The sequence below is a fragment of the Citrobacter arsenatis genome (genome assembly GCF_004353845.1).
Taxonomy (GTDB): Bacteria; Pseudomonadota; Gammaproteobacteria; order Enterobacterales; family Enterobacteriaceae; genus Citrobacter; species Citrobacter arsenatis.
This window is the reverse complement of sequence record NZ_CP037864.1, coordinates 4,285,933-4,309,460: the sequence shown is the minus strand read 5'-3', so window position 1 is coordinate 4,309,460 and position 23,528 is coordinate 4,285,933. Positions and strand designations below refer to the sequence as shown.

20 protein-coding genes are annotated in these 23,528 nt (G+C 53.9%); 16 read left to right on the top strand and 4 right to left on the bottom strand.

The window, feature by feature from the left end:
- The first annotated feature begins 353 nt into the window (after window positions 1-353).
- The 6 genes from pgaA (at window position 354) to E1B03_RS21655 (ending at window position 7,278) form a co-directional block, all read left to right on the top strand.
- The gene (gene pgaA, locus E1B03_RS21680; RefSeq protein WP_133086904.1) at window positions 354-2,816 is read left to right on the top strand and encodes a poly-beta-1,6 N-acetyl-D-glucosamine export porin PgaA; all 2,463 of its coding nucleotides are present in this window, start codon (window positions 354-356) and stop codon (window positions 2,814-2,816) included.
- Window positions 2,817-2,825: 9 nt separating this feature from the next.
- Entirely contained in the window at window positions 2,826-4,847 is a 2,022-nt protein-coding gene (gene pgaB, locus E1B03_RS21675) for a poly-beta-1,6-N-acetyl-D-glucosamine N-deacetylase PgaB (protein ID WP_103769070.1), read from the top strand.
- Entirely contained in the window at window positions 4,844-6,178 is a 1,335-nt protein-coding gene (gene pgaC / locus E1B03_RS21670; RefSeq protein WP_133086903.1) for a poly-beta-1,6-N-acetyl-D-glucosamine synthase, read from the top strand. Before pgaB ends, pgaC begins: the two co-directional genes overlap by 4 nt.
- Complete coding sequence (pgaD, locus tag E1B03_RS21665; protein WP_133086902.1) at window positions 6,175-6,681, top strand: poly-beta-1,6-N-acetyl-D-glucosamine biosynthesis protein PgaD; 507 nt, start codon at window positions 6,175-6,177, stop codon at window positions 6,679-6,681. Before pgaC ends, pgaD begins: the two co-directional genes overlap by 4 nt.
- An 82-nt stretch (window positions 6,682-6,763) precedes the next feature.
- Window positions 6,764-6,994, top strand: a complete 231-nt coding sequence (gene yjdI, locus E1B03_RS21660; RefSeq protein WP_047413384.1) for a 4Fe-4S mono-cluster protein YjdI — start codon at window positions 6,764-6,766, stop codon at window positions 6,992-6,994.
- An 11-nt stretch (window positions 6,995-7,005) separates the two neighbouring features.
- On the top strand, window positions 7,006-7,278 hold the full coding sequence (locus E1B03_RS21655; protein WP_103769073.1) for a GNAT family N-acetyltransferase: 273 nt from the start codon (window positions 7,006-7,008) through the stop codon (window positions 7,276-7,278).
- A gap of 42 nt (window positions 7,279-7,320) precedes the next feature.
- Here E1B03_RS21655 and E1B03_RS21650 read toward each other — a convergent pair whose 3' ends face one another.
- Window positions 7,321-8,250: a LysR substrate-binding domain-containing protein gene (locus tag E1B03_RS21650; RefSeq protein ID WP_016154301.1), complete on the bottom strand. Its 930-nt coding sequence runs from the start codon at window positions 8,248-8,250 to the stop codon at window positions 7,321-7,323.
- A gap of 391 nt (window positions 8,251-8,641) precedes the next feature.
- Between E1B03_RS21650 and E1B03_RS21645 the strand changes: the two genes are divergently transcribed.
- From E1B03_RS21645 to E1B03_RS21615, 7 genes are all read left to right on the top strand, one after another.
- The gene (locus E1B03_RS21645; protein ID WP_103769074.1) at window positions 8,642-9,247 is read left to right on the top strand and encodes an ankyrin repeat domain-containing protein; all 606 of its coding nucleotides are present in this window, start codon (window positions 8,642-8,644) and stop codon (window positions 9,245-9,247) included.
- A gap of 126 nt (window positions 9,248-9,373) precedes the next feature.
- Window positions 9,374-10,162 carry an oxamate carbamoyltransferase subunit AllH family protein gene (locus E1B03_RS21640; RefSeq protein ID WP_103769075.1) on the top strand — a complete coding sequence of 263 codons (789 nt, stop codon included), beginning with the start codon at window positions 9,374-9,376 and terminating at the stop codon, window positions 10,160-10,162.
- Entirely contained in the window at window positions 10,140-11,687 is a 1,548-nt protein-coding gene (gene fdrA, locus E1B03_RS21635; protein WP_133086901.1) for an acyl-CoA synthetase FdrA, read from the top strand. Before E1B03_RS21640 ends, fdrA begins: the two co-directional genes overlap by 23 nt.
- Window positions 11,687-13,105, top strand: coding sequence for a YlbE family protein (locus tag E1B03_RS21630; protein WP_133086900.1), 1,419 nt, complete (start codon window positions 11,687-11,689; stop codon window positions 13,103-13,105). The genes fdrA and E1B03_RS21630 overlap by 1 nt, the downstream gene beginning before the upstream one ends.
- Before the next feature lie 117 nt (window positions 13,106-13,222).
- Entirely contained in the window at window positions 13,223-14,773 is a 1,551-nt protein-coding gene (locus E1B03_RS21625; protein ID WP_047408949.1) for a hypothetical protein, read from the top strand.
- A 26-nt stretch (window positions 14,774-14,799) separates the two neighbouring features.
- Window positions 14,800-15,750 (top strand): carbamate kinase family protein, encoded by a 951-nt coding sequence (locus tag E1B03_RS21620; protein WP_133086899.1) that lies wholly within the window; start codon window positions 14,800-14,802, stop codon window positions 15,748-15,750.
- A gap of 12 nt (window positions 15,751-15,762) precedes the next feature.
- Window positions 15,763-17,145 carry an amidohydrolase family protein gene (locus E1B03_RS21615; protein WP_133086898.1) on the top strand — a complete coding sequence of 461 codons (1,383 nt, stop codon included), beginning with the start codon at window positions 15,763-15,765 and terminating at the stop codon, window positions 17,143-17,145.
- A 45-nt stretch (window positions 17,146-17,190) separates the two neighbouring features.
- Here E1B03_RS21615 and E1B03_RS21610 read toward each other — a convergent pair whose 3' ends face one another.
- Window positions 17,191-18,099, bottom strand: coding sequence for a nickel/cobalt efflux protein RcnA (locus tag E1B03_RS21610; RefSeq protein ID WP_133086897.1), 909 nt, complete (start codon window positions 18,097-18,099; stop codon window positions 17,191-17,193).
- A gap of 120 nt (window positions 18,100-18,219) precedes the next feature.
- On the opposite strand from E1B03_RS21610, the gene rcnR reads away from it, so the two are divergent.
- Entirely contained in the window at window positions 18,220-18,492 is a 273-nt protein-coding gene (gene rcnR, locus E1B03_RS21605; RefSeq protein ID WP_003825567.1) for a Ni(II)/Co(II)-binding transcriptional repressor RcnR, read from the top strand.
- Between the two features lie 791 nt (window positions 18,493-19,283).
- Here rcnR and E1B03_RS21590 read toward each other — a convergent pair.
- Both E1B03_RS21590 and E1B03_RS21585 read right to left on the bottom strand, forming a co-directional pair.
- A complete protein-coding gene (locus tag E1B03_RS21590; protein ID WP_133086896.1) occupies window positions 19,284-20,513 on the bottom strand; it encodes an amino acid permease in 1,230 nt (409 codons plus the stop codon).
- A 142-nt stretch (window positions 20,514-20,655) separates the two neighbouring features.
- Window positions 20,656-21,111 (bottom strand): multidrug/biocide efflux PACE transporter, encoded by a 456-nt coding sequence (locus E1B03_RS21585; protein WP_079938616.1) that lies wholly within the window; start codon window positions 21,109-21,111, stop codon window positions 20,656-20,658.
- Window positions 21,112-21,212: 101 nt separating this feature from the next.
- Here E1B03_RS21585 and E1B03_RS21580 point away from each other — a divergent pair, with 101 nt between their 5' ends.
- Together E1B03_RS21580 and E1B03_RS21575 are read left to right on the top strand one after the other, a co-directional pair.
- Window positions 21,213-22,097 carry a LysR family transcriptional regulator gene (locus E1B03_RS21580; protein ID WP_003033908.1) on the top strand — a complete coding sequence of 295 codons (885 nt, stop codon included), beginning with the start codon at window positions 21,213-21,215 and terminating at the stop codon, window positions 22,095-22,097.
- Between the two features lie 102 nt (window positions 22,098-22,199).
- Window positions 22,200-23,378 (top strand): acetyl-CoA C-acetyltransferase, encoded by a 1,179-nt coding sequence (locus E1B03_RS21575; protein ID WP_103769082.1) that lies wholly within the window; start codon window positions 22,200-22,202, stop codon window positions 23,376-23,378.
- Window positions 23,379-23,528 lie beyond the last annotated feature (150 nt).

The window sequence follows — 23,528 nt, the reverse complement described above, 5'->3', positions numbered from 1 at the left end:
AAGCAGCAATAGTCAGCATCGTCACATGACTTTGCCAGGCAAACTTTGCTTAAATCCAGAATTCAATCCCAAGAGTATTAGGGTTATTTAGTCTAAAATACTTTTTTGCCTAAGACATTTCTTATTACGTAGCCACGAACTACACGGAGTGATAAAATTCTCGAGTTTATGCCTCCAGTCCTGTGATTAGAGGACGCGGTGTGGGTAGTCAATAAGACGAAAGAATTAATTGTTTCATTACCCTATTACGAAATAAGCGGCAGTGCATTCTACATGGTCGGCAATCGTCAGGGATTGACCTTAACTTATTGAAAACGCTTATTTTTACTCTGATGTAAGATATAAGGGCAGATATGTTCAGTATGCGTCGACATGCCAACTTCATTAAACGTTTTAAGTCTGCAAGCTGTTTATTTACGGCAAGCATTCTATTCCCTATGCAAATCTCTGCAGCGGTATCAGATTATGACGCTTTGGTTATTGAAGCGCGGGGTGGTAATAGTGCGCCGTTATTGCGTTATCTTGAGGATCAGGGAAAGAAAAGCGCGCTAACGCCAAACCAAGTTGCCGATTGGCTGCAAGTCTCAGGCTGGGTCGATAACAACGATAAAACCACTATTGAGATCTGGCAGCGCTATCGTGGGCAGATGGATGTGCCGGCGCGGGGCAAAGTTGCCGCTGCGCGTGCATACCGTAACCAGAAAAACTGGAATGATTCCTTGGCGTTATGGGAAAGCGTTTTACAGGAAGAGCATGACAACGTTGACGTACGTACTGGCTGGATAATGACGTTGGCGGATGCTCGCTACAACCAGCAAGCCCTTACTGAAGCGAATAAATGGGCGCAGGCGCATCCGGGCGCTGATTCCGACGCGCTGCTTGCCTATGTATATCATTCACAGGGGAAAAACTGGGACGCGTTGTTAGTCGCTTCACAGGCGGATGACGTCGATCCAGGCAACAAAAATGCGCAATCCACACTACTGTCTGCACTGTCAGCGAACCGCGTTTCCGGGCCCGCTTTAAATATGGCGGAGGTGGTGCCAACCGCTGATCCTGTGAAGCGTCGCCTTGAGCTTGATGCAGCAGCTGAAATGGTACGTTCCTCTTATACGTCTGCACGTAATGAAGAAGAACGGTTTATCGTGGCGGATAAAGCGCTGGCCCGTTATGACCAGTTGCTGGCTGCCTGGAAGGATGAACCGTCCGCGCAGAATGATGTCCGTCGGGCGAGAATTGACCGCATGGGCGCCTTGTTGGTGCGTAAGCGTACTGCCGAAGTGATTCAGGAATATGATTCGTTGTCCGCAAGCGGCGACGTGCCAAACTATGCTAAACGCTGGGTGGCATCAGCATGGTTGAGTGAACGTCAGCCGGAAAAAACCGAAGCGATGCTAACGAGCATCTACTACCCGAACGGACCAATCCCCGTGACGCCGCTCAGCCCTGAGGATCAACAGGATCTGTTCTATGCGCACATTGACAATGAAAACTTTGATGCTGCTAAAAAACAGGTCGATGCGTTAATTAAAGACAGCCCGTATCTGCGACGCATCTATGGTTCGCCAACGCCGCAGCCTAACGATAACTGGCTGCTCGGACAGTCGCTGTTGACGCAATATCATATCGCTGCCAATGAGTTGCCGGAGGCAGAAAAGCTCGCAGAGCATCTGGCGCGAACAGGCTCCGGCAACCAGGGGCTGCGCATATCCTATGCCTCTGTGCTTGAAGCTCGTGGATTGCCGCATGCGGCGGAGAAAGAGCTGAAGCTGGCGGAAGTGATTGAGCCAAGCAACCTGGAACTGGAGCGTCAGCAGGCTTACGTAGCGCTGGATCTTCAGGAATGGAAGCAGGCCGATGAGCTGACGGATGACGTTATTGCCCGTAGCCCGGATGATGAAGCAACGCTGCGTCTCGCGCGTATTCGTGATGTCCACAAAATGTCGGAAGTACGCATTAGCGGCACGCAGGGGATCTCGTCTGATAGCCCGGTCAGCGGTAAGAATGACTTCAACATCAATACCGCCATTTACAGCCCGCCAATTAACGATAACTGGCGACTGTTTACCGGCTTCAACTTCGCCACCGGTGAATTTGAAGAAGGGAAGGGGATCAGCCGCGATCTGGCGGCAGGCGCTGAATGGACTTCCCGCGATTACTGGGCGGAAATGGAAGTGTCTGGTCGAAATTATGGCGATGGTCAGAAGATTGGTGGTCGTCTTTCCGGCTGGCATGACTTCAATGACAACTGGCGCGTAGGCGGTTCAGCCGAACGCTTGTCGCGTAATACGCCATTGCGCGCGCTGCGTAGCGGCGTGTATGCCAACGGTGGCGATATGTTTGTCCGCTGGTATCAAAACGAACGACGGGAATATCAACTGTCGTTTGCCGCATCACATTTCTCAGACGGTAACGATCGCATTGAATACGGACTCAGCGGTAAAGAGCGTATGTGGACGACGCCACGCTTCACGCTGGACTTTACTCCGGGCATTGGTGGGAGCACCAACACCAAAGAGAATGTGCCGTATTACAACCCGAAGAGCGATTTTTCTGTTGTACCAGGCCTGAGCGCGGAGCAGGTTCTTTACCGTCATTATGACACCGTGTGGACCCAGCAAGGTCTGGCTGGCGTAGGTGGCTATTGGCAGCAAGGTGAAGATGCAGGTGCTATCGTCCAGGTGGGGTACGGACAACGGCTTAAATGGAACAACGTCGTAGACGGCGGGGTGATGCTGATTTGGGATAAACGCCCCTATGACGGTAAACGTGAGCGGAATATCTCCCTCGCTTTCGATTTAAATGTCAGGTTTTAAGGATTGTTCATGCTGAAAAGATGCCTGTGGCTTAGCGCATTAATCGCTGGCTGGTTGATGATTACCGCGTGCAGTAGCGCGCACAATACAACGCCTCGCTATGTTCCTCCCGCAGAGAGAACGCCGCTAACGGCGGATCATCCGTGGCCGAAAAATAGCTTCCTGGTGCTCGGCTACCACGATGTTGAAGATGGCGCAGCGGATCAACGCTACCTTTCTGTGCGTACCAGCGCGTTGAGCGATCAAATCGCCTGGCTGCGTGATAATGGCTATAACCCGATCAGCGTGCAGCAAATTCTGGACGCCCATGACGGTAAAATCGTGCTGCCCGAAAAAGCAGTACTGCTCACCTTTGATGATGGGTACAGCAGTTTTTATACCCGCGTCTGGCCGCTGCTGAAAGCCTATAACTGGCCTGCGCTCTGGGCTCCGGTAGGGAGTTGGGTTGATGCTCCCGCCAACAAAAAAGTCGATTTTGGCGGCCTAATGACGGCGCGAGATAAATTCGCTACCTGGAAAATGGTCGAAGAAATGGGCAAATCGCCGTTGGTGGAAGTCGGTGCGCACACGTGGAACTCGCATTTTGGTGCTGAAGCCAACCCGCAGGGAAGTAAAGAACCGGCGGTGGCGAACCGTTTGTATGATAAGAAAACCGGCACTTACGAAACGGATGAGCAATACTATCGCCGTATTAATGCCGATATCGCATTGATTACTAACAAGATTAAAACGGTAACCGGGAAAGCACCGCGCGCGTGGGTTTGGCCGTACGGCGCTGCCAGCGGCACGACGTTAAACCTGGCTAAAGAGCAAGGCTATAAGATGGCCTTTACGCTCAATGAAGGATTGGCGAATGCTGCGTTTCTTGATGATATCCCGCGTGTGCTGATCTCTGATAACCCTTCGATCAAGCGTTTTGCCAGTCAGGTCGCTCAGGTGCGTGAACCGCAGACGATGCGCGTAATGCATGTCGATCTGGATTACGTTTATGACAAAGACCCGGCCCAGCAGAAGCGAAATATCGACAAGCTTATTCAGCGCGTTTATGACATGCGTATTTCTCATGTCTTCCTGCAGGCGTATGCCGATCCTAAAGGCGACGGGAATATTCGCGAGCTTTATTTCCCTAACCGCTGGCTGCCGATGCGTGCCGATCTCTTTAACTATATCTCCTGGCAGTTACAAACTCGGGCTGGGGTGACGGTGTATGCATGGATGCCGGTTCTGGCTTTCGATCTCGATGCTTCCATTCCACGCGTAACCGCATGGGATCCGAAAACGGGACGTACAGCGATCAACCGCGAGAACTATGTCCGTCTTTCTCCCTGGGACAGCGAGGCGCGTAAACGCATCACTGAAATCTATGAAGACCTGGCGAAACACGCCAGCTTTAAGGGGATTTTGTTCCATGACGATGCTTTCCTGACGGACTTTGAAGATGCGTCACCGGAGGCGTTAGCCGCCTACCGTGCCGCAGGGCTTCCGGGCAGTATTGAGCAAATCCGTAGCAACCCGCAGACCTTCGAGCGCTGGACGCGCCTGAAAAGTAAGGTGCTGATCGACTTTACCAAACAACTGACCCAGGCAGTGCGTAATATTCGCGGCCCGCAGGTGCAAACCGCCCGCAATATTTACGCGATGCCAGTACTGGAGCCAGAGAGTGAAGCCTGGTTTGCACAAAACCTGAATGATTTCCTCAATACCTATGACTGGACGGCACCGATGGCGATGCCATTCATGGAGCAGATCCCGGCCAATGATGCCAACGCTTGGCTCGACAGATTAGTGAATGCCGTTGCACAAACGCCCGGCGCGCTGGACAAAACCGTGTTTGAACTGCAGGCACGAGACTGGCGTAAATCCGGGGAAGAAGCTGAAATCAGCGGAAAACAAATAGCCGAATGGATGCGCCAACTGAAGTTAAGCGGTGCAGGTAACTACGGCTATTACCCGGATGATTTCATCAGCGACAAACCTGAGATGTCAGAGATTCGCTCGACGTTCTCCTCATACTGGTACCCGCAAAAATGACAGATCGCATTATTGCTTTCCTGATACTTTGCCTGATGTTCAGCCTGCCGTTTGGCGTGGCTGTCATCTTTACAGGTGAAGTGATGTTGAACTTCGTCTTCTTCTGGCCTTTATTCATGTCTGCATTGTGGATAAGCGGCGGGGTTTATTTCTGGTTTTACCGTGAACGTCACTGGAAATGGGGGGATGACACGCCGCCACCGACCCTGGAAGGTAATCCGCTAGTTTCTATTCTGATCCCTTGTTTTAATGAAGGGATCAATGCGCGTGAAACCATTGAGGCCGCGCTGGCACAGCGATATAAGAACATCGAAGTGATTGCCATCAACGATGGTTCAACGGATGACACGCACGACGTGCTGGAACAACTGGCGGTGGAATACCCCAGCCTGCGGGTGATTCACCTGGCTGAGAACCAGGGCAAAGCGCTGGCGCTCAAGACCGGCGCGGCTGCAGCGCGCAGCGATTACCTGGTGTGTATTGATGGTGATGCGTTACTGGATCGTGATGCTGTTGCCTATATTGTGGCTCCGCTTATCCAGTTCCCGCGCGTCGGGGCGGTGACCGGCAACCCACGTATTCGAACCCGCTCTACGTTAATTGGTCGTGTGCAGGTCGGTGAGTTTTCTTCCATTATCGGCTTGATTAAGCGTACCCAGCGAGTCTATGGGCAGATCTTTACCGTTTCCGGCGTGGTTGCCGCGTTTCGTCGTCGCGCGCTGGCCGAGGTCGGTTACTGGAGCCCGGACATGATCACCGAAGACATCGATATCAGTTGGAAGCTGCAATTACGCCACTGGTCGGTATTCTTTGAGCCGCGCGCGCTGTGCTGGATCTTAATGCCTGAAACGTTAAGAGGGCTGTGGAAGCAGCGTCTGCGCTGGGCCCAGGGTGGTGCGGAGGTGTTTATCGTTAACATGCGTCGTCTGTGGTCGTGGGAGTTCCGCCGCATGTGGCCGCTGTTTCTGGAGTTCTGTTTTTCTACCGCCTGGTCGTTTGCCTATGCGATCAGTATCGTGCTGTTCCTGTTAGGGCTGATGATCCCGATGCCGGACTCGCTGTATGTACAGCATCTGTTCCCGCCAGCCTTCACCGGGCTTATCCTCGGCGTGGTGTGCTTGCTGCAGTTTGCGGTGAGCCTGATGATTGAACGACGCTATGAAAAAGGCATTGGCGCCTCGTTGTTCTGGATTATCTGGTTCCCGGTGGTGTACTGGATGCTCAGCCTGTTCACCACGTTGGTCGCTTTCCCGAAAGTGATGCTCAAACGTAAACGCGGCAGGGCGCGTTGGGTGAGTCCCGATCGTGGAATTGGGAGGATTGAATCATGAGCCAGCCACTGATTTTTACGGAACAGCGTTTGCTGCCGCGCATCATCGACGTGCTGTTGACGGTCATCGCCTGGGTCGGTTTTATCTATTTGATCTATAAAGGGCTGATCACGGCCCTGGCGCATTCACCGTATATGGGCGTGCGACCCTTTTTCACCACGCTGGATACGGTCACGTTTTATATCCTTGTCGCCCTGGTCAACGGACTGGTGCTGATTGGCTGGGCGAAGTACAACCAGTTCCGATTTCGGGTGGAACGCCGCAGCCGCAGACCTGGCCTGGAAGACCATGAGCTGGCGGAAAGTTTACGTATTACCCGAGAACTGGTTACCGAGCTGAACAAAGCGAGGGTACTGACGGTTCACCACCATGAGAATGGCGAGATTAGCCATGTTGATGTGGACAGGGATATTGCCGATAACCGCCTACCGCCGCCGACGCCTGCGATGCTGGAGTATTTGCCGCCAGAGCCGCAGCCGTCGTTGCAGAAAATGCCCGAGTGATATTTCTGCTTTCAGCCGCTTCCTTCAGCCTCGCATAGGTCTATGATTAGACCCAGACAATAAAAAAATGCGAGGCTATGTCGTGGATAAAGAACTACTGGATGCAGGTTACCGGGCCTATACCGGCGAGAAGATTGACGTCTACTTCAATACGGCGATATGTCAGCATTCGGGCAACTGCGTGCGGGGAAGTGCGAAGTTATTTAACCTGAAGCGCAAACCGTGGATCATCCCGGACGAAGTGGATGTTGCGACGGTCATTAAAGTTATCGATACCTGTCCGAGCGGTGCGCTGAAATATCGTCAGAAATAAGTGAGGGAACCATGGAAATTCTTGCAGGCCACAACAAGTTTTATGTTAACGATGTCGAGGGTAACCAGGTTGCCGAGATTGTCTTCGTGCCGACGGGTGAACATCTAAGCATCATTGAACATACCGATGTCGACCCCAGCCTGAAAGGCCAGGGTGTCGGCAAACAGCTGGTGGCGAAGGTGGTGGAGAAAATGCGCGCCGAAAACCGCAAAATTATTCCACTGTGCCCGTTTGCCAAACATGAGTTTGATAAAACCCGCGAGTACGACGATATCCGCGCCTGATATTCTTATGTGCGCCGGAAGGCATAACCACCGTCCGGTGCATCACTCCCGATGCAGCAAATCCTGATAAATCCCCGTCAACACCCCTTGTGGACCAAACTCCTTTTTAATCCACTGGGTGACACGACCGGTCGCCGAATGCTGGGTCGCCAGCAGCATGCGTGAATCCTGACGCGGGTTGTGGATCTGCCGCGTGACCAGCAACGACTTTTCCATCGCCTCGCGTACCATATAGTCCGGCAGAAAACCGATGCCCTCACCCAGGATCTGGCACTGGCATTTGGTATTAAAATCGGGAACCAGAATCGACTCCTGTCCGTGTAACAGCCAGCCGACCTTCTTGTTGATGGTGTGCGCAGTGTCTTCCACCATGATGTTCGGATACAAACGCAGCTGGCTCTCAGAAATCGGTTCAGGCATAAAGGCCAGCGGATGATCCGGGGCAATCGCAAACGACCAACGGATCGCGCCGATCTCGGTGTAATCAATCCCGCCGCCGTCCAGTAACGTATCCGGCGCGCCGATAGCGATATTGGCCAGGTTGTTGATGATCGAGTCCCAGACGCCGTTATACACCTCGGTGGTGACGGTTATCTGGCAGGTAGGGAACTGTTTCTTAAGTACCTGTAGCAATCGCGCCGTATGTTGAGGGGTATACAACAGTTGATTAATACAGATACGTACCCGGGCTTCAATGCCCTGAGCAATGGTATCAATGCTGCGCTTGATGGCGTGGAAGTCGTTGAGCAGGTCGGTTGCCTTGCGAAACAGATAGCGCCCGGACTCGGTCAGCTCAATGCTACGGGTACTGCGGGTAAACAGTACCACGTCGAGTCCCAGCTCCATGCGCTTAATAGTGTAACTAATTGCCGAAGTGGTTAAGCCAAGCTCTTCAGCCGCCTTGCTGAAGCTGCTGTAGCGGGCAGCCATCGTAAACGCCAGCAGGTTTTCCTCGGTAAATATTGAATTCATCTTTCTCCCCTCCGGCGACAAACGCGCATCCGCGACGTGATGATTGTTGAATGTATTTGTAATCCTTATACAGAGCAATCAGTTTTGAACAGAATTTAACACTAGTTTTACATTTGATTTGAAGGCAATCACACTTCTGTATATTAATTACAGGCCGCTATCCGTGCAGCATCACGCCTGATTTTCCTGACTATTGTTTAATAGCGAAAAGCGGCTCTGTCATAAGGAAAAGATTGCACTACAGCACGTTTTGCTTTCATTGTTAAATTTGATTCAATAATCGACACGCTTACGATGAATGAAATTTAAGCGGATATTATTCTCTGCACTCTGTTGCTATTCTCAGCTTATCGGATATTTAAAAAGTCTAAAAAACTGCAGGAGAGCGATTATGTCAGAGAAAGAACTCATTACTGAATTTCTGCTGGCGGCAGAGCAGGGCCATGCCGACGGATTAAAATCCTGCCTGGCAAAAAATGTGGATATTAATGCTACTAACCGCCAGGGGCGAACTGCCATTATTATTGCCAGCCTGAATAAGCATTATGACTGCGTTTCTTTATTGATAGCTGCCGGTGCCGATATTAATAAACAGGATCAAACCTGTTTTAACCCATTCCTGATTAGCTGTCTGACTAATGATTTAACGCTGCTGCGTACCGTATTACCGGCCAACCCCGATCTCAATTGCCTGAGCCGGTTTGGCGGCGTTGGTATTACGCCTGCCAGTGAAAAAGGCCACGTCGAGATCGTGCGCGAACTGCTGCTGCGTACCGATATCAATGTTAACCATACCAACTTTGTCGGCTGGACGCCGTTACTGGAAGCCATCGTGCTTAATGACGGCGGCGCGAAGCAGCAGGAGATTGTTAAGCTGCTGCTCGATCATGGCGCGAATCCGCACATGACGGATAAATACGGTAAAACCCCGTTGGAACTGGCGCGGGAGAAAGGGTACCACGAGATTGCCGAGCTGCTGATTGCGGCCGGAGCCTGACAGAGGAGTGCCACTATCGCTACGCCATCACGGCGATGCGTACGGGCGCTAACCGCAGACGGCGCGTTTCTCGCTTTCCGGGGAACGGGACGGGTTGAACAGGTTTTTTCCCGTGCGGTAAACCTGTTGATACCCGAACAGCAGCGGCTGCTGACGTTACTGAGTGAAGGTTGTGATAACGCGCCTAACAGCTGTCGGCTGGCGCTGACGCATTGTGAAGAGCTGTTTCACCCCGGTGAGTGGGTCAATTTTACCGCGTCGGGGATAGCGGTTGGCGACGATAAATGGATAGAAACCTCAGGTTGCCTGCCGTGGCGCATACCACGGTGGACGCCAGATGCAGTAAGCCTTGCTGCAATCCGCTGGCTGTACTGGGAAGAGGTTATCCGCCAACAGCTAACAAGCGATGACACATTATTTCTTTACCAGGGGGATAACCCGTTTTATCAGGAAATCACCCGCCAATTACTCAACCGCCGACAAATTTTACTGGCGGCGTTGCATACAGGAGAAAATATCTCTACAGCGGTCAGCCATTTAATTGGTTTGGGGATTGGTCTGACGCCCTCATCTGATGATTATTTAGTGGGCTTAAGCACTATTTTATTTATTCCCGGACATCCGCTGAGGAAATATCGTGAAGAATTTTTAGCAGCCTTACAACGTGCCGGAAATAATACAACGCTACTCAGCAAAATAACGCTGGAGGAGGCTTTTTATCACCGTTATCGGGAGAGCGTCGGACGGCTGCTGAACCATATTATTACTGAGCAACAACCCGTTTCTACGCAATATATTACTGACATTAAAAATATTGGCTCAAGTTCTGGCTGCGACATGCTGTATGGCATGGCGGATGCCTGCGCCCTGAGCCACAGGTCCGGAGGGAATTATGTCGATCAGGATAGTTGTTAAAAAGAACACGTATTTTGATTCTGTCTCACTGATGTCTATCTCCACACGCGCAAATAAGCTCGATGGCGTTGAGCAGGCGTTCGTGGCTATGGCGACAGAAATGAATAAGGGCGTACTGAAGAATCTCGGGCTGCTGACGCCTGAACTGGAAGAGGCGAAAAGTGGCGACCTGATGATTGTCATTAAAGGCGCCAGCGAGGCGGCGAACGACCAGACGCTGGTGGCGATTGAAGATCTGTTTACGCATAAAGAGCAGGGCGGCCAGCATGAAGCGCGCTATGCCACGCTGGCCAGTGCGAAGAAGCATGTTCCTGACAGCAACCTGGCGGTGATCTCGGTCAATGGCCTGTTTGCCGCGCGTGAAGCGCGTCAGGCGCTGCAAAATAACCTCAACGTGATGCTGTTCTCTGACAACGTCTCCCTTGAGGACGAACTGGCGCTCAAGCAACTGGCGCATGAAAAAGGGCTGTTGATGATGGGACCAGATTGCGGAACCGCCATTATTAACGGCGCGGCGCTGTGTTTTGGCAACGCGGTGCGTCGCGGCAATATCGGGATTGTTGGTGCGTCCGGTACCGGTAGTCAGGAACTGAGCGTACGCATTCACGAGTTTGGCGGCGGGATTTCCCAGCTGATTGGCACCGGTGGACGCGATCTGAGCGAAAAGATTGGCGGTCTGATGATGCTTGACGCGATTGGTATGTTGGAGGCCGATCCGCAAACTGAGATTATCGCGCTTATCTCCAAACCTCCTGCGCCAGCGGTGGCACGCAAGGTGCTGGAACGCGCACGCGCCTGCCATAAGCCCGTGGTGGTGTGTTTCCTTGGCCGTGAAGCCGCGCCTGCGGATGAAAAAGGTCTGCAGTTTGCACGCGGAACTAAAGAGGCGGCGTTGAAAGCGGTACTGCTGACCGGCGTGAAAAAAGAGAGTCTGGATCTGCATCCGCTTAACTGGCCGTTAATTGAAGAGGTTCGCGCCCGTCTGACCCCGCAGCAAAAGTACATCCGTGGCTTATTCTGCGGCGGCACGTTGTGCGATGAAGCGATGTTTGCTGCCATGGAAAAATACGCCGAAGTGTACAGCAACATTCATCCGGATCCGGCGTTCCGCCTGAAAGATCTCAACCGTAGCGTGGCGCATACCTTCCTCGATTTCGGTGATGACGATTTTACCAACGGCAAACCGCACCCGATGATCGATCCCACCAACCGCATTAGTCGTCTGTTGCAGGAAGCGCGCGATCCTGAAGTCGGCGTGATCGTTATGGACTTCGTGCTTGGATTTGGATCGCATGAAGATCCGGTTGGCGTGATGCTTGAGGCGATCGTTGAAGCCAAAGCGATCGCCGCCGCAGAGGGGCGTCCGCTTGAGATCCTCGGCTATGTGCTGGGAACCGATCTTGATACGCCGTCGCTGGAAAAACAGTGCCAGATGCTGACCGACGCCGGCGTTATCTGGGCGAGCAGTAGCACCAACACCGGATTGCTGGCGCGTGAATTTATCTGTAAAGGGGAGGAAGCCTGATGAGCCAGACACTGTTTAACCAGCCGCTGAACGTGATTAACGTTGGCATCGCGATGTTCAGCGATGACCTGAAAAAGCAGAACGTACCCGTGACCCAACTCGACTGGACGCCGCCGGGGCAGGGCAACATGCAGGTCGTGGCCGCGCTGGACGACATTGCCGATTCGCCGCTGGCAGAGAAAATCGCGGCCGCTAACCAACAGGCGCTGGAACGCATTATCCAGTCGCATCCGGTGCTGATTGGCTATGACCAGGCGATCAACGTCGTGCCGGGTATGACCCGTAACACTATTCTGCACGCCGGGCCACCAATCCGCTGGGAAAAAATGTGCGGCGCAATGAAGGGCGCGGTAACCGGTGCGCTGGTGTTTGAGGGGCTGGCGAAAGATTTGGATGAAGCCGCAGAACTGGCCGCCTCGGGGGAAATTATCTTCTCCCCCTGCCACGAGCATGATTGTGTCGGCTCGATGGCAGGCGTGACGTCGGCATCGATGTTTATGCACATCGTTGAGAACAAAACCTACGGCAACCGCGCATATACCAATATGAGCGAGCAGATGGCGAAGATCCTGCGTATGGGGGCGAACGATCAGAGCGTTATCGATCGCCTGAACTGGATGCGCGATGTGATGGGACCGATGCTGCGCGATGCCATGAAGCTGGCAGGTGAAATCGATCTGCGTCTGATGCTGGCGCAAGCGTTGCATATGGGCGATGAGTGTCACAACCGCAACAACGCCGGGACGGCGCTGCTGATTCAGGCGCTGACGCCATGGATTATTCAGACCGGCTATCCGGTTGAGCAGCAGCGTGAAGTGTTTGAGTTCGTCCTCAGCAGTGATTACTTCTCCGGGCCGACCTGGATGGCGATGTGTAAAGCCGCTATGGATGCCGCACACGGTATCGAATACAGCACCGTAGTAACGACGATGGCGCGTAACGGCGTTGAGTTCGGTCTGCGCATCAGCGGCTTACCGGGGCAGTGGTTTACCGGTCCGGCGCAGCAGGTGATTGGCCCGATGTTTGCGGGCTATAAGCCGGAAGATTCTGGACGTGATATCGGCGATAGCGCGATTACCGAAACCTACGGCATTGGCGGTTTCGCTATGGCCACGGCGCCGGCCATCGTCGCGCTGGTGGGGGGTACGGTCGAGGAGGCGGTTGATTTCTCTCGTCAGATGCGTGAAATCACCCTCGGCGAAAACCCCAACGTCACCATTCCACTGCTGGGTTTTATGGGCGTACCGACCGCTATCGATATTACGCGCGTGGGCAGCACCGGCATTCTGCCGGTGATCAACACCGCTATTGCGCACAAAGATGCGGGGATCGGCATGATCGGTGCCGGAATCGTTCACCCGCCGTACGCCTGTTTTGAAAAGGCGATCCTCAACTGGCGCGACCGCTACTGCCAATAACAACAACCGGGGCTAACACGGTTAGCCCCATCGTAGCGAAGCGAAAAACGTTGCTTACCTGCAGGGCTGGGCGATCTCCGCGATCGCAAACGATGCTTAACCTGTGAAGGATATTCCATGAACAGCATAAAACTAGAATGGAAACGTGGTGACTGGGCGGCTTACTTCGGGCTGATGACCAACAACCTGACTAACCTGCTGACAATGATGGGGCTGCTCATTTTTGTCGTCGGGATCCCTACCGAAATTGTCTATGGCCGCATTGCGCCTGCCTTTGGTCTGGCGGTGCTGGTGGCCAGCGTCTGCTACGCCTGGTTTGGCCTGCAGATGGCAAAGCACACCGGTCGTAAAGACGTGACGGCGCTGCCGTCCGGACCGAGCGCACCATCAATCTTTACCGTGACCTTCCTGGTGCTGATGCCGGTGTATCAGCAAACCAAAGATGCCAACTTTGCTATCCAAATCGCGCTGGTGTGGTGCTTTGTCGAAGCGTTGATCCTGGTTGGCGGTTCCTTCCTGGGCGAGACCATCCGCAAGATGATCCCGCGTACTGTGCTGCTTTCTTGTCTCTCCGGTCTGGGACTGTTGCTGCTGGCGATGAACCCGATGCTGCAGGCATTTGAAGCGCCGACCGTCTCTTTTATCGTCCTGTTGCTGATCTTCATTAACTGGTTCGGTAAGAAGCCGATTTTTGCCCGTATTCCTACCGGTTTGCTGCTGCTGATTGCCGGTACGGCCCTGGCGTGGATCTCTGGTTTGCAAAGCCCGGAAGCCATTAAATCGTCGATGGCTTCTTTTGGCTTCAACCCGCCGGAAATTCATGTCGATAGCTTCCTGCAAGGTTTGCCGCACGCGCTGCCGTATCTGGCCTCTGCGGTTCCTCTGGGTCTGGCGAACTACATCTTTGACCTCGAAAACATTGAAAGTGCGCACGCGGCTGGGGATGAGTACAACACCCGTAAGGTCATGATGGCGAACGGCTTTGCCTCCATGCTCGGCTGCATGCTGGGTAACCCGTTCCCGGTGACCGTGTATGTTGGTCATGCGGGCTGGAAAGCGATGGGTGCCAGCATCGGTTATACCCTCGCTTCAGGTATCACCATGTTCCTGGTACCGCTGTTTGGGCTGGGCGCGTTTATGCTCGCCATTATTCCGATGACCGCGATAGTACCGATTCTGGTGTTTATCGGCGTGGTGACCGCCAACCAGGTGGTGCGAGAGACGCCCAAAGTCGAGGTCCCCGTCATTTTCATCTGCTTGTTCCCGTGGATCGCTAACTGGGCGTTGACCATCGTTAACAGCGTGATGGGCGCCGCTGGAACATCCGCGGGGAAACTGGGTAGCGACCTGCTGCACAGCAAAGGTGTCTATTACGACGGACTGGTGCATCTGGGAAGCGGCGCGCCGCTGGCCAGCATGCTGTGGGGCTGCGTTGCTATCTTCGCCATTATGAATAAGCCGCTACGCGGGGCGATTGCCGCAGCCTTTGGCGCACTGTTATCGCTGTTTGGCGTGATCCACTCCCCAGCGGTTGGCTTTGCGGAAGGCAGCTCGATGATGTTTGTTGTGGCCTACCTGATGATGAGCGGCATGTTTGTCCTCAAACATGTTCTTGATAGCCGTGAAGCGGTGACTGCGCCTGAGCAGGAACCGACGAAAACGACCTGAATCGCCTGTAAGCGGAAGATAACACTATGAAAGAACTTGTGGTCGTTGCCATTGGCGGCAACAGCATTATCAAAGATAACGCCAGCCAGTCGATTGAACACCAGGCTGAAGCGGTGAAAGCGGTGGCGGATACGGTGCTGGAGATGCTGGCATCGGACTACAACATTGTGCTGACGCACGGTAACGGGCCGCAGGTGGGGCTGGATCTGCGGCGTGCGGAAATCGCCCATGAGCGTGAAGGGCTGCCGCTTACCCCGCTGGCAAACTGCGTCGCCGATACGCAGGGCGGCATTGGCTATCTGATCCAACAAGCGCTGAACAACCGTCTGGCACGACGCGGCGAGCAGAAGGCGGTCACCGTGGTGACCCAGGTGGAGGTCGATAAAAACGATCCGGGCTTCGCTAACCCGACCAAGCCTATCGGGGCGTTCTTTAGCGCAGCACAGCGCGATGAACTACAGCGGGTCAATCCGGGCTGGCGCTTTGTTGAGGATTCGGGGCGCGGCTACCGCCGGGTAGTCGCCTCTCCAGAGCCAAAGCGCATTGTCGAGGCAGAGGCGATCAAAACGCTGACCCAGCAAGGCTTTGTGGTGATTGGTGCGGGCGGCGGCGGCATCCCGGTGGTGCGAAGCGAGCAGGGGGATTACCAGAGCGTGGACGCGGTAATTGATAAAGATCTCTCCACCGCGCTGCTGGCGCAGGAGATCCACGCCGACATTCTGGTGATCACCACCGGCGTCGAGCAGGTCTGTATTCATTTTGGCAAACCCAACCAGCAGGCGCTGGATACGGTGGATGTCGCAACGATGACCCGTTACATGCAGGAGGGACATTTCCCGCCGGGTAGCATGTTACCTAAGATCGTTGCCAGCCTGGCGTTCCTGGAGCGTGGCGGTAAACGAGTGATCATCACTACGCCGGAATGCCTGCCCGCCGCACTGCGCGGTGAAACGGGCACTCATATTGTCCATTCCTGAGAGGAGACGTGAATGAAGGAAAGTAACAGCCGCCGTGAATTTTTAAGCCAGAGCGGAAAAATGGTGACCGCTGCCGCGCTGTTTGGCGCAGTGGCCCCGGTCGCGTATGCTGCTAATCCTGTCGGGAATACCTGCGGGTCTAAGAGCACAATGACAATTAGCGATAAGCACTATTACCTGGATAACGTCCTGCTGGAAGCTGGGTTTGAGTACGAAAACTCGGTAGCGGTGCATACCCGTACCACACTGCAAACCGTTGAAATCCGGGACGGGAAAATTGTTGCGCTGCGCGAGAATAAGCAGCATCCGGATGCGACGCTGCCGCACTACGATGCGGGTGGAAAGCTGATGCTGCCCGCCATGCGCGACATGCACATCCATCTGGATAAAACCTTTTACGGCGGTCCATGGCGTTCGCTGAACCGTCCGGCTGGCACCACCATTCAGGATATGATCCGCCTGGAACAAAAACTGTTGCCTGAACTCCAGCCTTACACGCAGGAGCGTGCAGAAAAGCTCATCGATCTGCTGCAGTCAAAAGGCACCTCGATCGCCCGCAGCCACTGTAATATCGAACCGGTTTCTGGGCTGAAAAACCTCGAAAACCTGCAGGCGGTGCTGGCGCGTCGCCAGCCGGGTTTTGCCTGTGAAATTGTGGCGTTTCCGCAGCATGGCCTACTGTTATCAAAATCTGAACCGCTGATGCGTGAAGCGATGCAAGCGGGGGCGCATTACGTCGGCGGTCTGGACCCCACCAGCGTCGACGGGGCAATGGAGAAATCCCTCGACACGATGTTCCAGATTGCGCTGGATTACGATAAAGGCGTGGATATCCATCTGCATGAAACCAGCCCGGCAGGCGTGGCGGCGGTGAATTACATGGTGGAAACGGTGGAGAAAACCCCACAGTTGAAAGGTAAGCTGACCATCAGCCATGCGTTTGCCCTGGCAACGCTGAATGAACAGCAGGTGGATGCGCTGGCGAGCCGCATGGCGGCGCAGCAGATTACCATTGCCTCGACGGTACCTATCGGCACCTTGCACATGCCGCTGAAACAGCTGCGTGATAAAGGCGTGGAGGTGATTACCGGCACCGACAGCGTGATTGACCACTGGTCGCCGTACGGGCTGGGAGATATGCTGGAGAAAGCCAATCTGTACGCGCAGCTCTATATTCGCCCCAACGAGGTCAACCTGTCGCGGGCGTTGTTCCTCGCTACCGGCGATGTGCTGCCGCTTAACGAAAAAGGTGAGCGCGTCTGGCCGAAAGCGCAGGATGAAGCCAGTTTTGTACTGGTGGACGCCTCTTGTTCGGCAGAAGCGGTCGCACGAATCTCCCCCCGCACCGCGACCTTCCATAAAGGGCAACTGGTGTGGGGGAATGTTGCAAGCTAATCTGGTTTTACGCGCAGCGGCAATCGCTGCTGCGCGCTCTTACCGTTAACCGACGATCCCCATGTAGCCGTGAATCCCCATATATAAGCCGACCATCGCAATGAGCACGCTGGAAAAATAGGGCGCTTTGCGTGCCAGCGTGTTAAATCCGCTCCAGCGCTTGGCCGCCTGTTGCACGCTGATTGCCGCACCCACACCCACCGTTACCAGCGTCAGCGCCAGCCCGAGGCTAAAGCACAGTACCATGGTGGCACCCAGCGTGAAGGCTTTGAGCTGGATGCAGATCAGCAGTACCGTAATGGCGGCTGGGCACGGGATAAGCCCGCCAGTCAGACCGAACAGTAATATTTGGCCGTTGGTGACCTCTTTACCGGCAAAGCGGCGCTGGATATCGTTGGCATGCGCCCGCTCGTGGGCATCCTGATACTCTTTGGAACCTTCGCTCAGCCCCGTCAGCGTGGCATGGTCATGATTGTGTTCGTGTTCGTGGTGATGATGATGGTCATCGTGGTCATGATGATGGTGGTGATGATCGTCGTGATCATGGTGATGCTCGTGAACGTGGTGATGATGTCCATGATCATGGTCGTGATGCGTCCGGGCCAGCCAGTTCTGCTCTCCCTGCCAGGTTCGCCAGAACATCCAGAATGCGGTCCCGAGAATAATAATCGCCGAGACAAACTGCAGCCATGGCTCAACGGCCTGGGCAGTAAACGCTTTGCTGATATACATCCCACCGAGCGCAATCAGCCACACCACGGCGGTATGCGACAGCGTTGCCGCCAGCCCCAGCATCACCGCCTGTTTGATGGTCCCCTTAATGGCAATAATAAAGGCTGCCATCATCGTCTTGGAATGCCCCGGTTCCAGCCCGTGTAACACGCCCAATAGAATCGCGCTGGGAATGAAAAACCAGGCGTTGCCTTGCTGAAGAAGCGTAGAAAACTCACCCATGAGAATGATTCTTAGTTGTTTAATTTCGTTTGATTCTACTCCCCCCCAGTATCAAATACTACCCCCCAGTAGAATGACAATGGTATTGTCGCTACAGCCAGACGTTAAAAAGGTAAAGCTATGTCACATACGATCCGCGACAAACAAAAGCTGAAAGCCCGAACCAGCAAGATTCAGGGGCAGGTAGCGGCGTTGAAAACCATGCTGGATGAACCGCATGAATGTGCGGCGGTATTGCAGCAAATAGCGGCGATCCGCGGTGCGGTAAACGGATTAATGCGTGAGGTGATTAAAGGTCATCTGACCGAGCACATTGTGCATCAGGGCGATGAAATCAAGCGCGAAGAGGATCTGGATGTGGTGCTGAAGGTGCTGGATTCTTACATCAAGTAAGGCTGAGTGCGGCTCATCCACGTTCAATACCGTCCAGCTAAGCATGTAGGTTGAACATGTGATTCTTGTTCAGGGTTCCGTTCACCTCAGCAGTGTCATTTATCTGAAGCACCGATGCCCGTGAACGTGTAAAGGGCGTTCTCCGCCACGCCCTTTACAATCCCGGCTCCCGGCAGGAAAATTGTTGCTGCGCAATACCCTCCGCTTATTCCTCCAGGCTACCGGGCCGGGCGCGAGGTAGCGTCCCTGCAAAGCGCGCCCTGAGCCAGCATCCATGCTGGCTCTCCCGGCCTTACGGAAACACGTCGGCAATTTTCAGCCGGACTAGCCACGCCTGACCACCGGTATTTTTATTTGAATATGTCTGAACAGCAAAACAGATTTAACTGGAAGTCAGAGTGTTGAAGCGATGCCCCTCGTCCGGCTGAAAATCGATGAGGCGTTGACGGCTGACCGGGGCTGCCCGCAGGGATGCGGGCAGAGGGGACGGCCTGCATGGACGCAGGCTCGGCCCCGACCCGACAGGCAGACGGAATAAGACGAATAGCTCGCGTAGCGACGATTTTCCCGCCGGGAGCCTGGGTTGCAAGGGAGGCGGCGGTGAGCCTCCCTTGCACGTTCACAGGAATCGGTGCTTCAGAGAAACGATGAACATGAGGTGAAAGGAACCCTTCTCTGAGATAGCATGTTCATTACTTCCGCCAACACAGGTTGATACTTTCTGAAATTGAGTCGTTAACTGAACGACATCGCACCCACTTTCAGGAGAATGAGCCGTTAAACAACACGTTCTAGCCAAAAAACATCACAGATACGCACAGCAGACCGACAATCAGGGTGATCAGATTACCCACGGAACGGTACGGCTTCAGCGCTGGGATCAGATAGGTCGATAATGTCGGCATGATAAACAAAATCATGGCGATGAGCGGGCCGCTGATCGCATAAATCATTGAAATCGCATTAGGGTTAATGCAGCAAATGATAAACGTAATGGCCGAAACCAACATGATGGACACGGCGCGGTTAAAGGCGCGGCTTTTCTTCACACCCACCTGATGCAACGACGTTTTGACCACTTCTGTTGCCCCTTCAATCACGCCAAAGTAGGTGCCGAGGAACGATTTTGACATCGCTACAACGGCAACGATAATCCCGGAAATCGACAGCCACGCCGGGGCGTTTGGCATCATTGATAGCGCTGACAGAATGGTCACGCCTTCATTTTTTGCGTCTTCGATATAGCTTGTCGGAATCGAAAGCAAACAGCTGAAGACGAAAAACAGCACGCTCAGGCAGATGATGACGTAGGCTACCTTCATGATTTTTTTGCATTTACCCATGGCCTGCTCACCGTATTTCTCACGTCGGTCAATGGCGAACGTAGAGATAATTGGCGTATGGCTAAAAGCGAAAACCATCACGGGAATAGATATCCAAACCTGATGCAGCGTGTGCTGATCGAAAGACATCTGACCGGTAAGTAGCGTTGGCTGCCAACTTCCGGTCAGGTAGAGCGAAAGGAACAAAAAGTACGCGATGAGCGGGAACACCAAAAAGCCCATCACCCGAATGGTGGCTTGTCGGCCCATCAGAAAAATCAGGTTCAGCACCAGCACCACGCCAAGACTGACCAGCATGCGGATCCGCAGATCGATGGCGATGTGTTTTGCCAGCTGTTCAGTGAGTGAATTGGTTATTGCTACGGCGTAGATCAGCACCACCACAAAGAAGGCAATAAAATAGAGAGTGGTGATCAGGCTGCCGATCTTCTTGCCGTAGTAGTGCGTAACCGCGCCGGTAATACCTTCACCTGCCGAGGTTTTTGAGGACAGGATAAACTGACACAGCGCCTTGTGCGGCCAGTAGGTTAAAGGCCAGGCGACGAGTGCGGTGATAAACAATACCACCGCGCCTGCTGAACCCAGCTGTATGGGGAGGAAGAGGGTTCCTGCGCCGACGGCAGTCCCATATAGTGCGAAGCTCCAGAGAGTCTCTTCTTTTGACCAAAATTTCGACATTATTTGAACGTATCAACTATAAAATAAACAAAAAGAAGCGCAATTTACCACAAATGGCAGGGGCTGGGGGAGGTGTGAACAAGCGGGCGAGTGAATGGATCCATAGTCGGAACCGAGAAGATTCCGACTATTATTTTAATTATCAGGCAGTAACGCGCTGCTGGCGACGCTTCATCACGCGCTCGCGCAACGTGTCATACGCCCAGTTATAGAACATGGTGTACGGCAGGAAGAACAGGAAGAAACCTATTTCCAGCGTGAATGCCTGAAGCAGGCTGACGTTTAGCACATACGCCACGATGCTCACCCCGATCACAATAAAACCGCTCTCGAAGCCTAAGGCGTGAAATGCCCGCACTTTCGCCGTACGTTTTACCAGGTGCGATGGCCACAGACGGTCAAACAGAGCGTTATAAATGATATTCCAGATCATCGCCGTGGTGGCGAGAAGAATGGTCAGTCCGCCCATTTCCAGCACCGAGCGCTGCATCAACCATGCGGTGGTTGGTGCAAGGATCGCGGTGGCAATGCCTTCAAAGCAGACGGCATGAAAAATACGCTCCACTAACGAGCGACGTTGGACTGTATCGTGTTGCATAACCTAAAACCTTCTTTGATGCCCGGATAACGGAATGGTGGCAATTTTATCGTTTTATGTGATATCTAAAAGATAGTATCCATCGATAAAGTAGATAGTTCATGCGTTACTCTCCTGAAGCGTTAACGGCATTTGTGGAGACCGTTTCCTGCGGCTCATTTTCTGCGGCGGCGCGGCGGCTGCGCAAAAGCCAATCCACCATCAGTACGGCTATTGCGCATCTGGAAGCCGATCTTGGTTTTGCGCTGTTTGACCGCTCGTCCCGCCAGCCCACGCTGACCGAAGAAGGTAAGCGGGTGCTGGGCTATGTGCAGGCAATTTTGACGGCCAGCGAACGTCTCGATGAGGCGGCGATCTCGCTGTCGGGTGAAACGGAAGCGCGTCTGACCTTCGTGCTTTCAGACACGCTGCACCCGGATGTGCTGGAAGAGTTGATGGTGCAGTTTGACCGCAAGTTTCCCCATACCGAGTTTGAATGTCTGATTGGCGAAGATGAAGACGTGATCGATCTGCTGCAAAAAGGGCGTGCTCAGGTGGGGTTGATCGAAGCGCGCGAGGATTACCCGACCGACATGGGCGTTACGCGTCTGCCGATGCAAACCTGGATGGGATTATACGTCGCGGCGTCGCATCCGCTGGCGGCTCAAGAAAAACTGCAGTGGGAACAGCTACACACCTGGCGCGAGCTGCGTCTGAATACCTATCTGGAAAGCGGCACTAACGTCGCGCGCGGTCCCGTCTGGTCGGCGCCTAACTATTTGTTGCTGCTGAGTATGGCGGTGCAGGGATTTGGCTGGTGCGCGCTCCCTTGTGCGCTGGTGGAAGAGTTTGCGGCAGAAAAACCGCTGGTTCAATTAAAGCTGCCCGGCTGGCCAAAGGCTATCTCTATCGATCTGCTGTGGAATAAGAAATCACCGCCAGGTGTGGCGGGAAGCTGGCTGCGCGACCATTTACAGCAGAGTGGCGTTCAGATGACCAATAAATGATACGAATTTCCTTTGTGATAAAAATCACCGTTTTTAAACAACCTTGATAACTCTTTTTAACAATCATCTACTATTGCGGTGTTATTTTGCGCTGAGGTAGTGATGAAAGAGGTTGTGATAGTCGGGGCGTTAAGGACACCGATTGGCTGCTTCCAGGGGACGCTGGCGCGCCACTCTGCCGTTGAATTAGGGAGCATGGTGGTCAGGGCGTTAATGGAACGCACGGGCGTGGACGTTCATGCTGTGGATGAAGTGATCCTCGGACAAGTGCTTACCGCAGGTGCCGGGCAGAATCCGGCGCGTCAGTCCGCCATCAATGGTGGGCTACCCAATACCGTTTCCGCCATTACTATTAACGATGTCTGCGGCTCGGGCCTGAAAGCGCTGCATCTGGCGACCCAGGCTATCCAGTGTGGTGAAGCCGACATTGTTATTGCGGGCGGGCAAGAGAATATGAGCCGTGCGCCGCATGTCCTTACCGATAGCCGCACCGGCGCACAGCTGGGTAACAGTCAACTGGTCGACAGCTTGGTGCATGACGGCCTGTGGGACGCTTTCAACGATTACCATATGGGCGTTACCGCGGAAAACCTGGCGCGGGAATACGGTATCAGTCGTGAATTACAGGATGCCTACGCGCTGCATTCACAGCACAAGGCGCGGATGGCAATCGACGCCGGACGTTTCAAAGATGAAATCGTGCCGGTGATAACGCAGCGTAATGGGCAATCGTTCGTGGTGGATACCGACGAGCAGCCGCGCACCGATGCCAGCGCTGAAGGGCTGGCGCGTCTGGATCCTACCTTCGACAGGCTCGGTTCGGTAACGGCAGGCAACGCATCATCCATTAACGATGGTGCCGCCGCGGTGATGATGATGAGCGAGGCTAAGGCGCTGGAGCTGAACTTACCGGTACTGGCCCGCATTCGCGCCTTTGCCAGCGTCGGGGTCGATCCCGCGCTGATGGGGATTGCCCCGGTGTACGCGACGCGCCGCTGCCTTGAGCGTGTGGGCTGGCAACTGGCTGATGTTGATCTTATCGAAGCTAACGAGGCCTTCGCCGCGCAGGCATTATCCGTTGGGAAAATGCTGGAGTGGGATGAACGGCGGGTAAATGTGAACGGCGGAGCCATTGCCCTCGGCCATCCGATTGGCGCATCGGGTTGCCGTATTCTGGTTTCGTTGGTGCATGAAATGGTGAAGCGTCGGGCGCACAAAGGGCTGGCAACGCTGTGTATCGGCGGCGGTCAGGGCGTGGCGCTCGCTATCGAACGAGACTAATTTCCCTTCGATTTCTCTGCTTAAACGCCTTTCCTGATGACTTTCTCCTGCATCTATAAAAAAGCCCTCCAACAGGAGGGCAAGGCCAGTTACAGAAACATACACTCTAAACCCCATCAACTTATCAAAACATCGTTTCATTTCATGTGA

Coding starts and splice junctions, on each gene's coding strand:
- E1B03_RS21585 (WP_079938616.1), bottom strand. CDS start 21,111: ATGCAACACGATACAGTCCAACGTCGCTCGTTAGTGGAGCGTATTTTT.
- E1B03_RS21655 (WP_103769073.1), top strand. CDS start 7,006: ATGGAAATTCTTGCAGGCCACAACAAGTTTTATGTTAACGATGTCGAG.
- rcnR (WP_003825567.1), top strand. CDS start 18,220: ATGTCACATACGATCCGCGACAAACAAAAGCTGAAAGCCCGAACCAGC.
- E1B03_RS21630 (WP_133086900.1), top strand. CDS start 11,687: ATGAGCCAGACACTGTTTAACCAGCCGCTGAACGTGATTAACGTTGGC.
- E1B03_RS21620 (WP_133086899.1), top strand. CDS start 14,800: ATGAAAGAACTTGTGGTCGTTGCCATTGGCGGCAACAGCATTATCAAA.
- E1B03_RS21650 (WP_016154301.1), bottom strand. CDS start 8,250: ATGAATTCAATATTTACCGAGGAAAACCTGCTGGCGTTTACGATGGCT.
- E1B03_RS21580 (WP_003033908.1), top strand. CDS start 21,213: ATGCGTTACTCTCCTGAAGCGTTAACGGCATTTGTGGAGACCGTTTCC.
- E1B03_RS21625 (WP_047408949.1), top strand. CDS start 13,223: ATGAACAGCATAAAACTAGAATGGAAACGTGGTGACTGGGCGGCTTAC.
- E1B03_RS21610 (WP_133086897.1), bottom strand. CDS start 18,099: ATGGGTGAGTTTTCTACGCTTCTTCAGCAAGGCAACGCCTGGTTTTTC.
- E1B03_RS21645 (WP_103769074.1), top strand. CDS start 8,642: ATGTCAGAGAAAGAACTCATTACTGAATTTCTGCTGGCGGCAGAGCAG.
- E1B03_RS21590 (WP_133086896.1), bottom strand. CDS start 20,513: ATGTCGAAATTTTGGTCAAAAGAAGAGACTCTCTGGAGCTTCGCACTA.
- pgaA (WP_133086904.1), top strand. CDS start 354: ATGTTCAGTATGCGTCGACATGCCAACTTCATTAAACGTTTTAAGTCT.
- pgaD (WP_133086902.1), top strand. CDS start 6,175: ATGAGCCAGCCACTGATTTTTACGGAACAGCGTTTGCTGCCGCGCATC.
- E1B03_RS21575 (WP_103769082.1), top strand. CDS start 22,200: ATGAAAGAGGTTGTGATAGTCGGGGCGTTAAGGACACCGATTGGCTGC.
- fdrA (WP_133086901.1), top strand. CDS start 10,140: ATGTCGATCAGGATAGTTGTTAAAAAGAACACGTATTTTGATTCTGTC.
- E1B03_RS21615 (WP_133086898.1), top strand. CDS start 15,763: ATGAAGGAAAGTAACAGCCGCCGTGAATTTTTAAGCCAGAGCGGAAAA.
- pgaC (WP_133086903.1), top strand. CDS start 4,844: ATGACAGATCGCATTATTGCTTTCCTGATACTTTGCCTGATGTTCAGC.
- pgaB (WP_103769070.1), top strand. CDS start 2,826: ATGCTGAAAAGATGCCTGTGGCTTAGCGCATTAATCGCTGGCTGGTTG.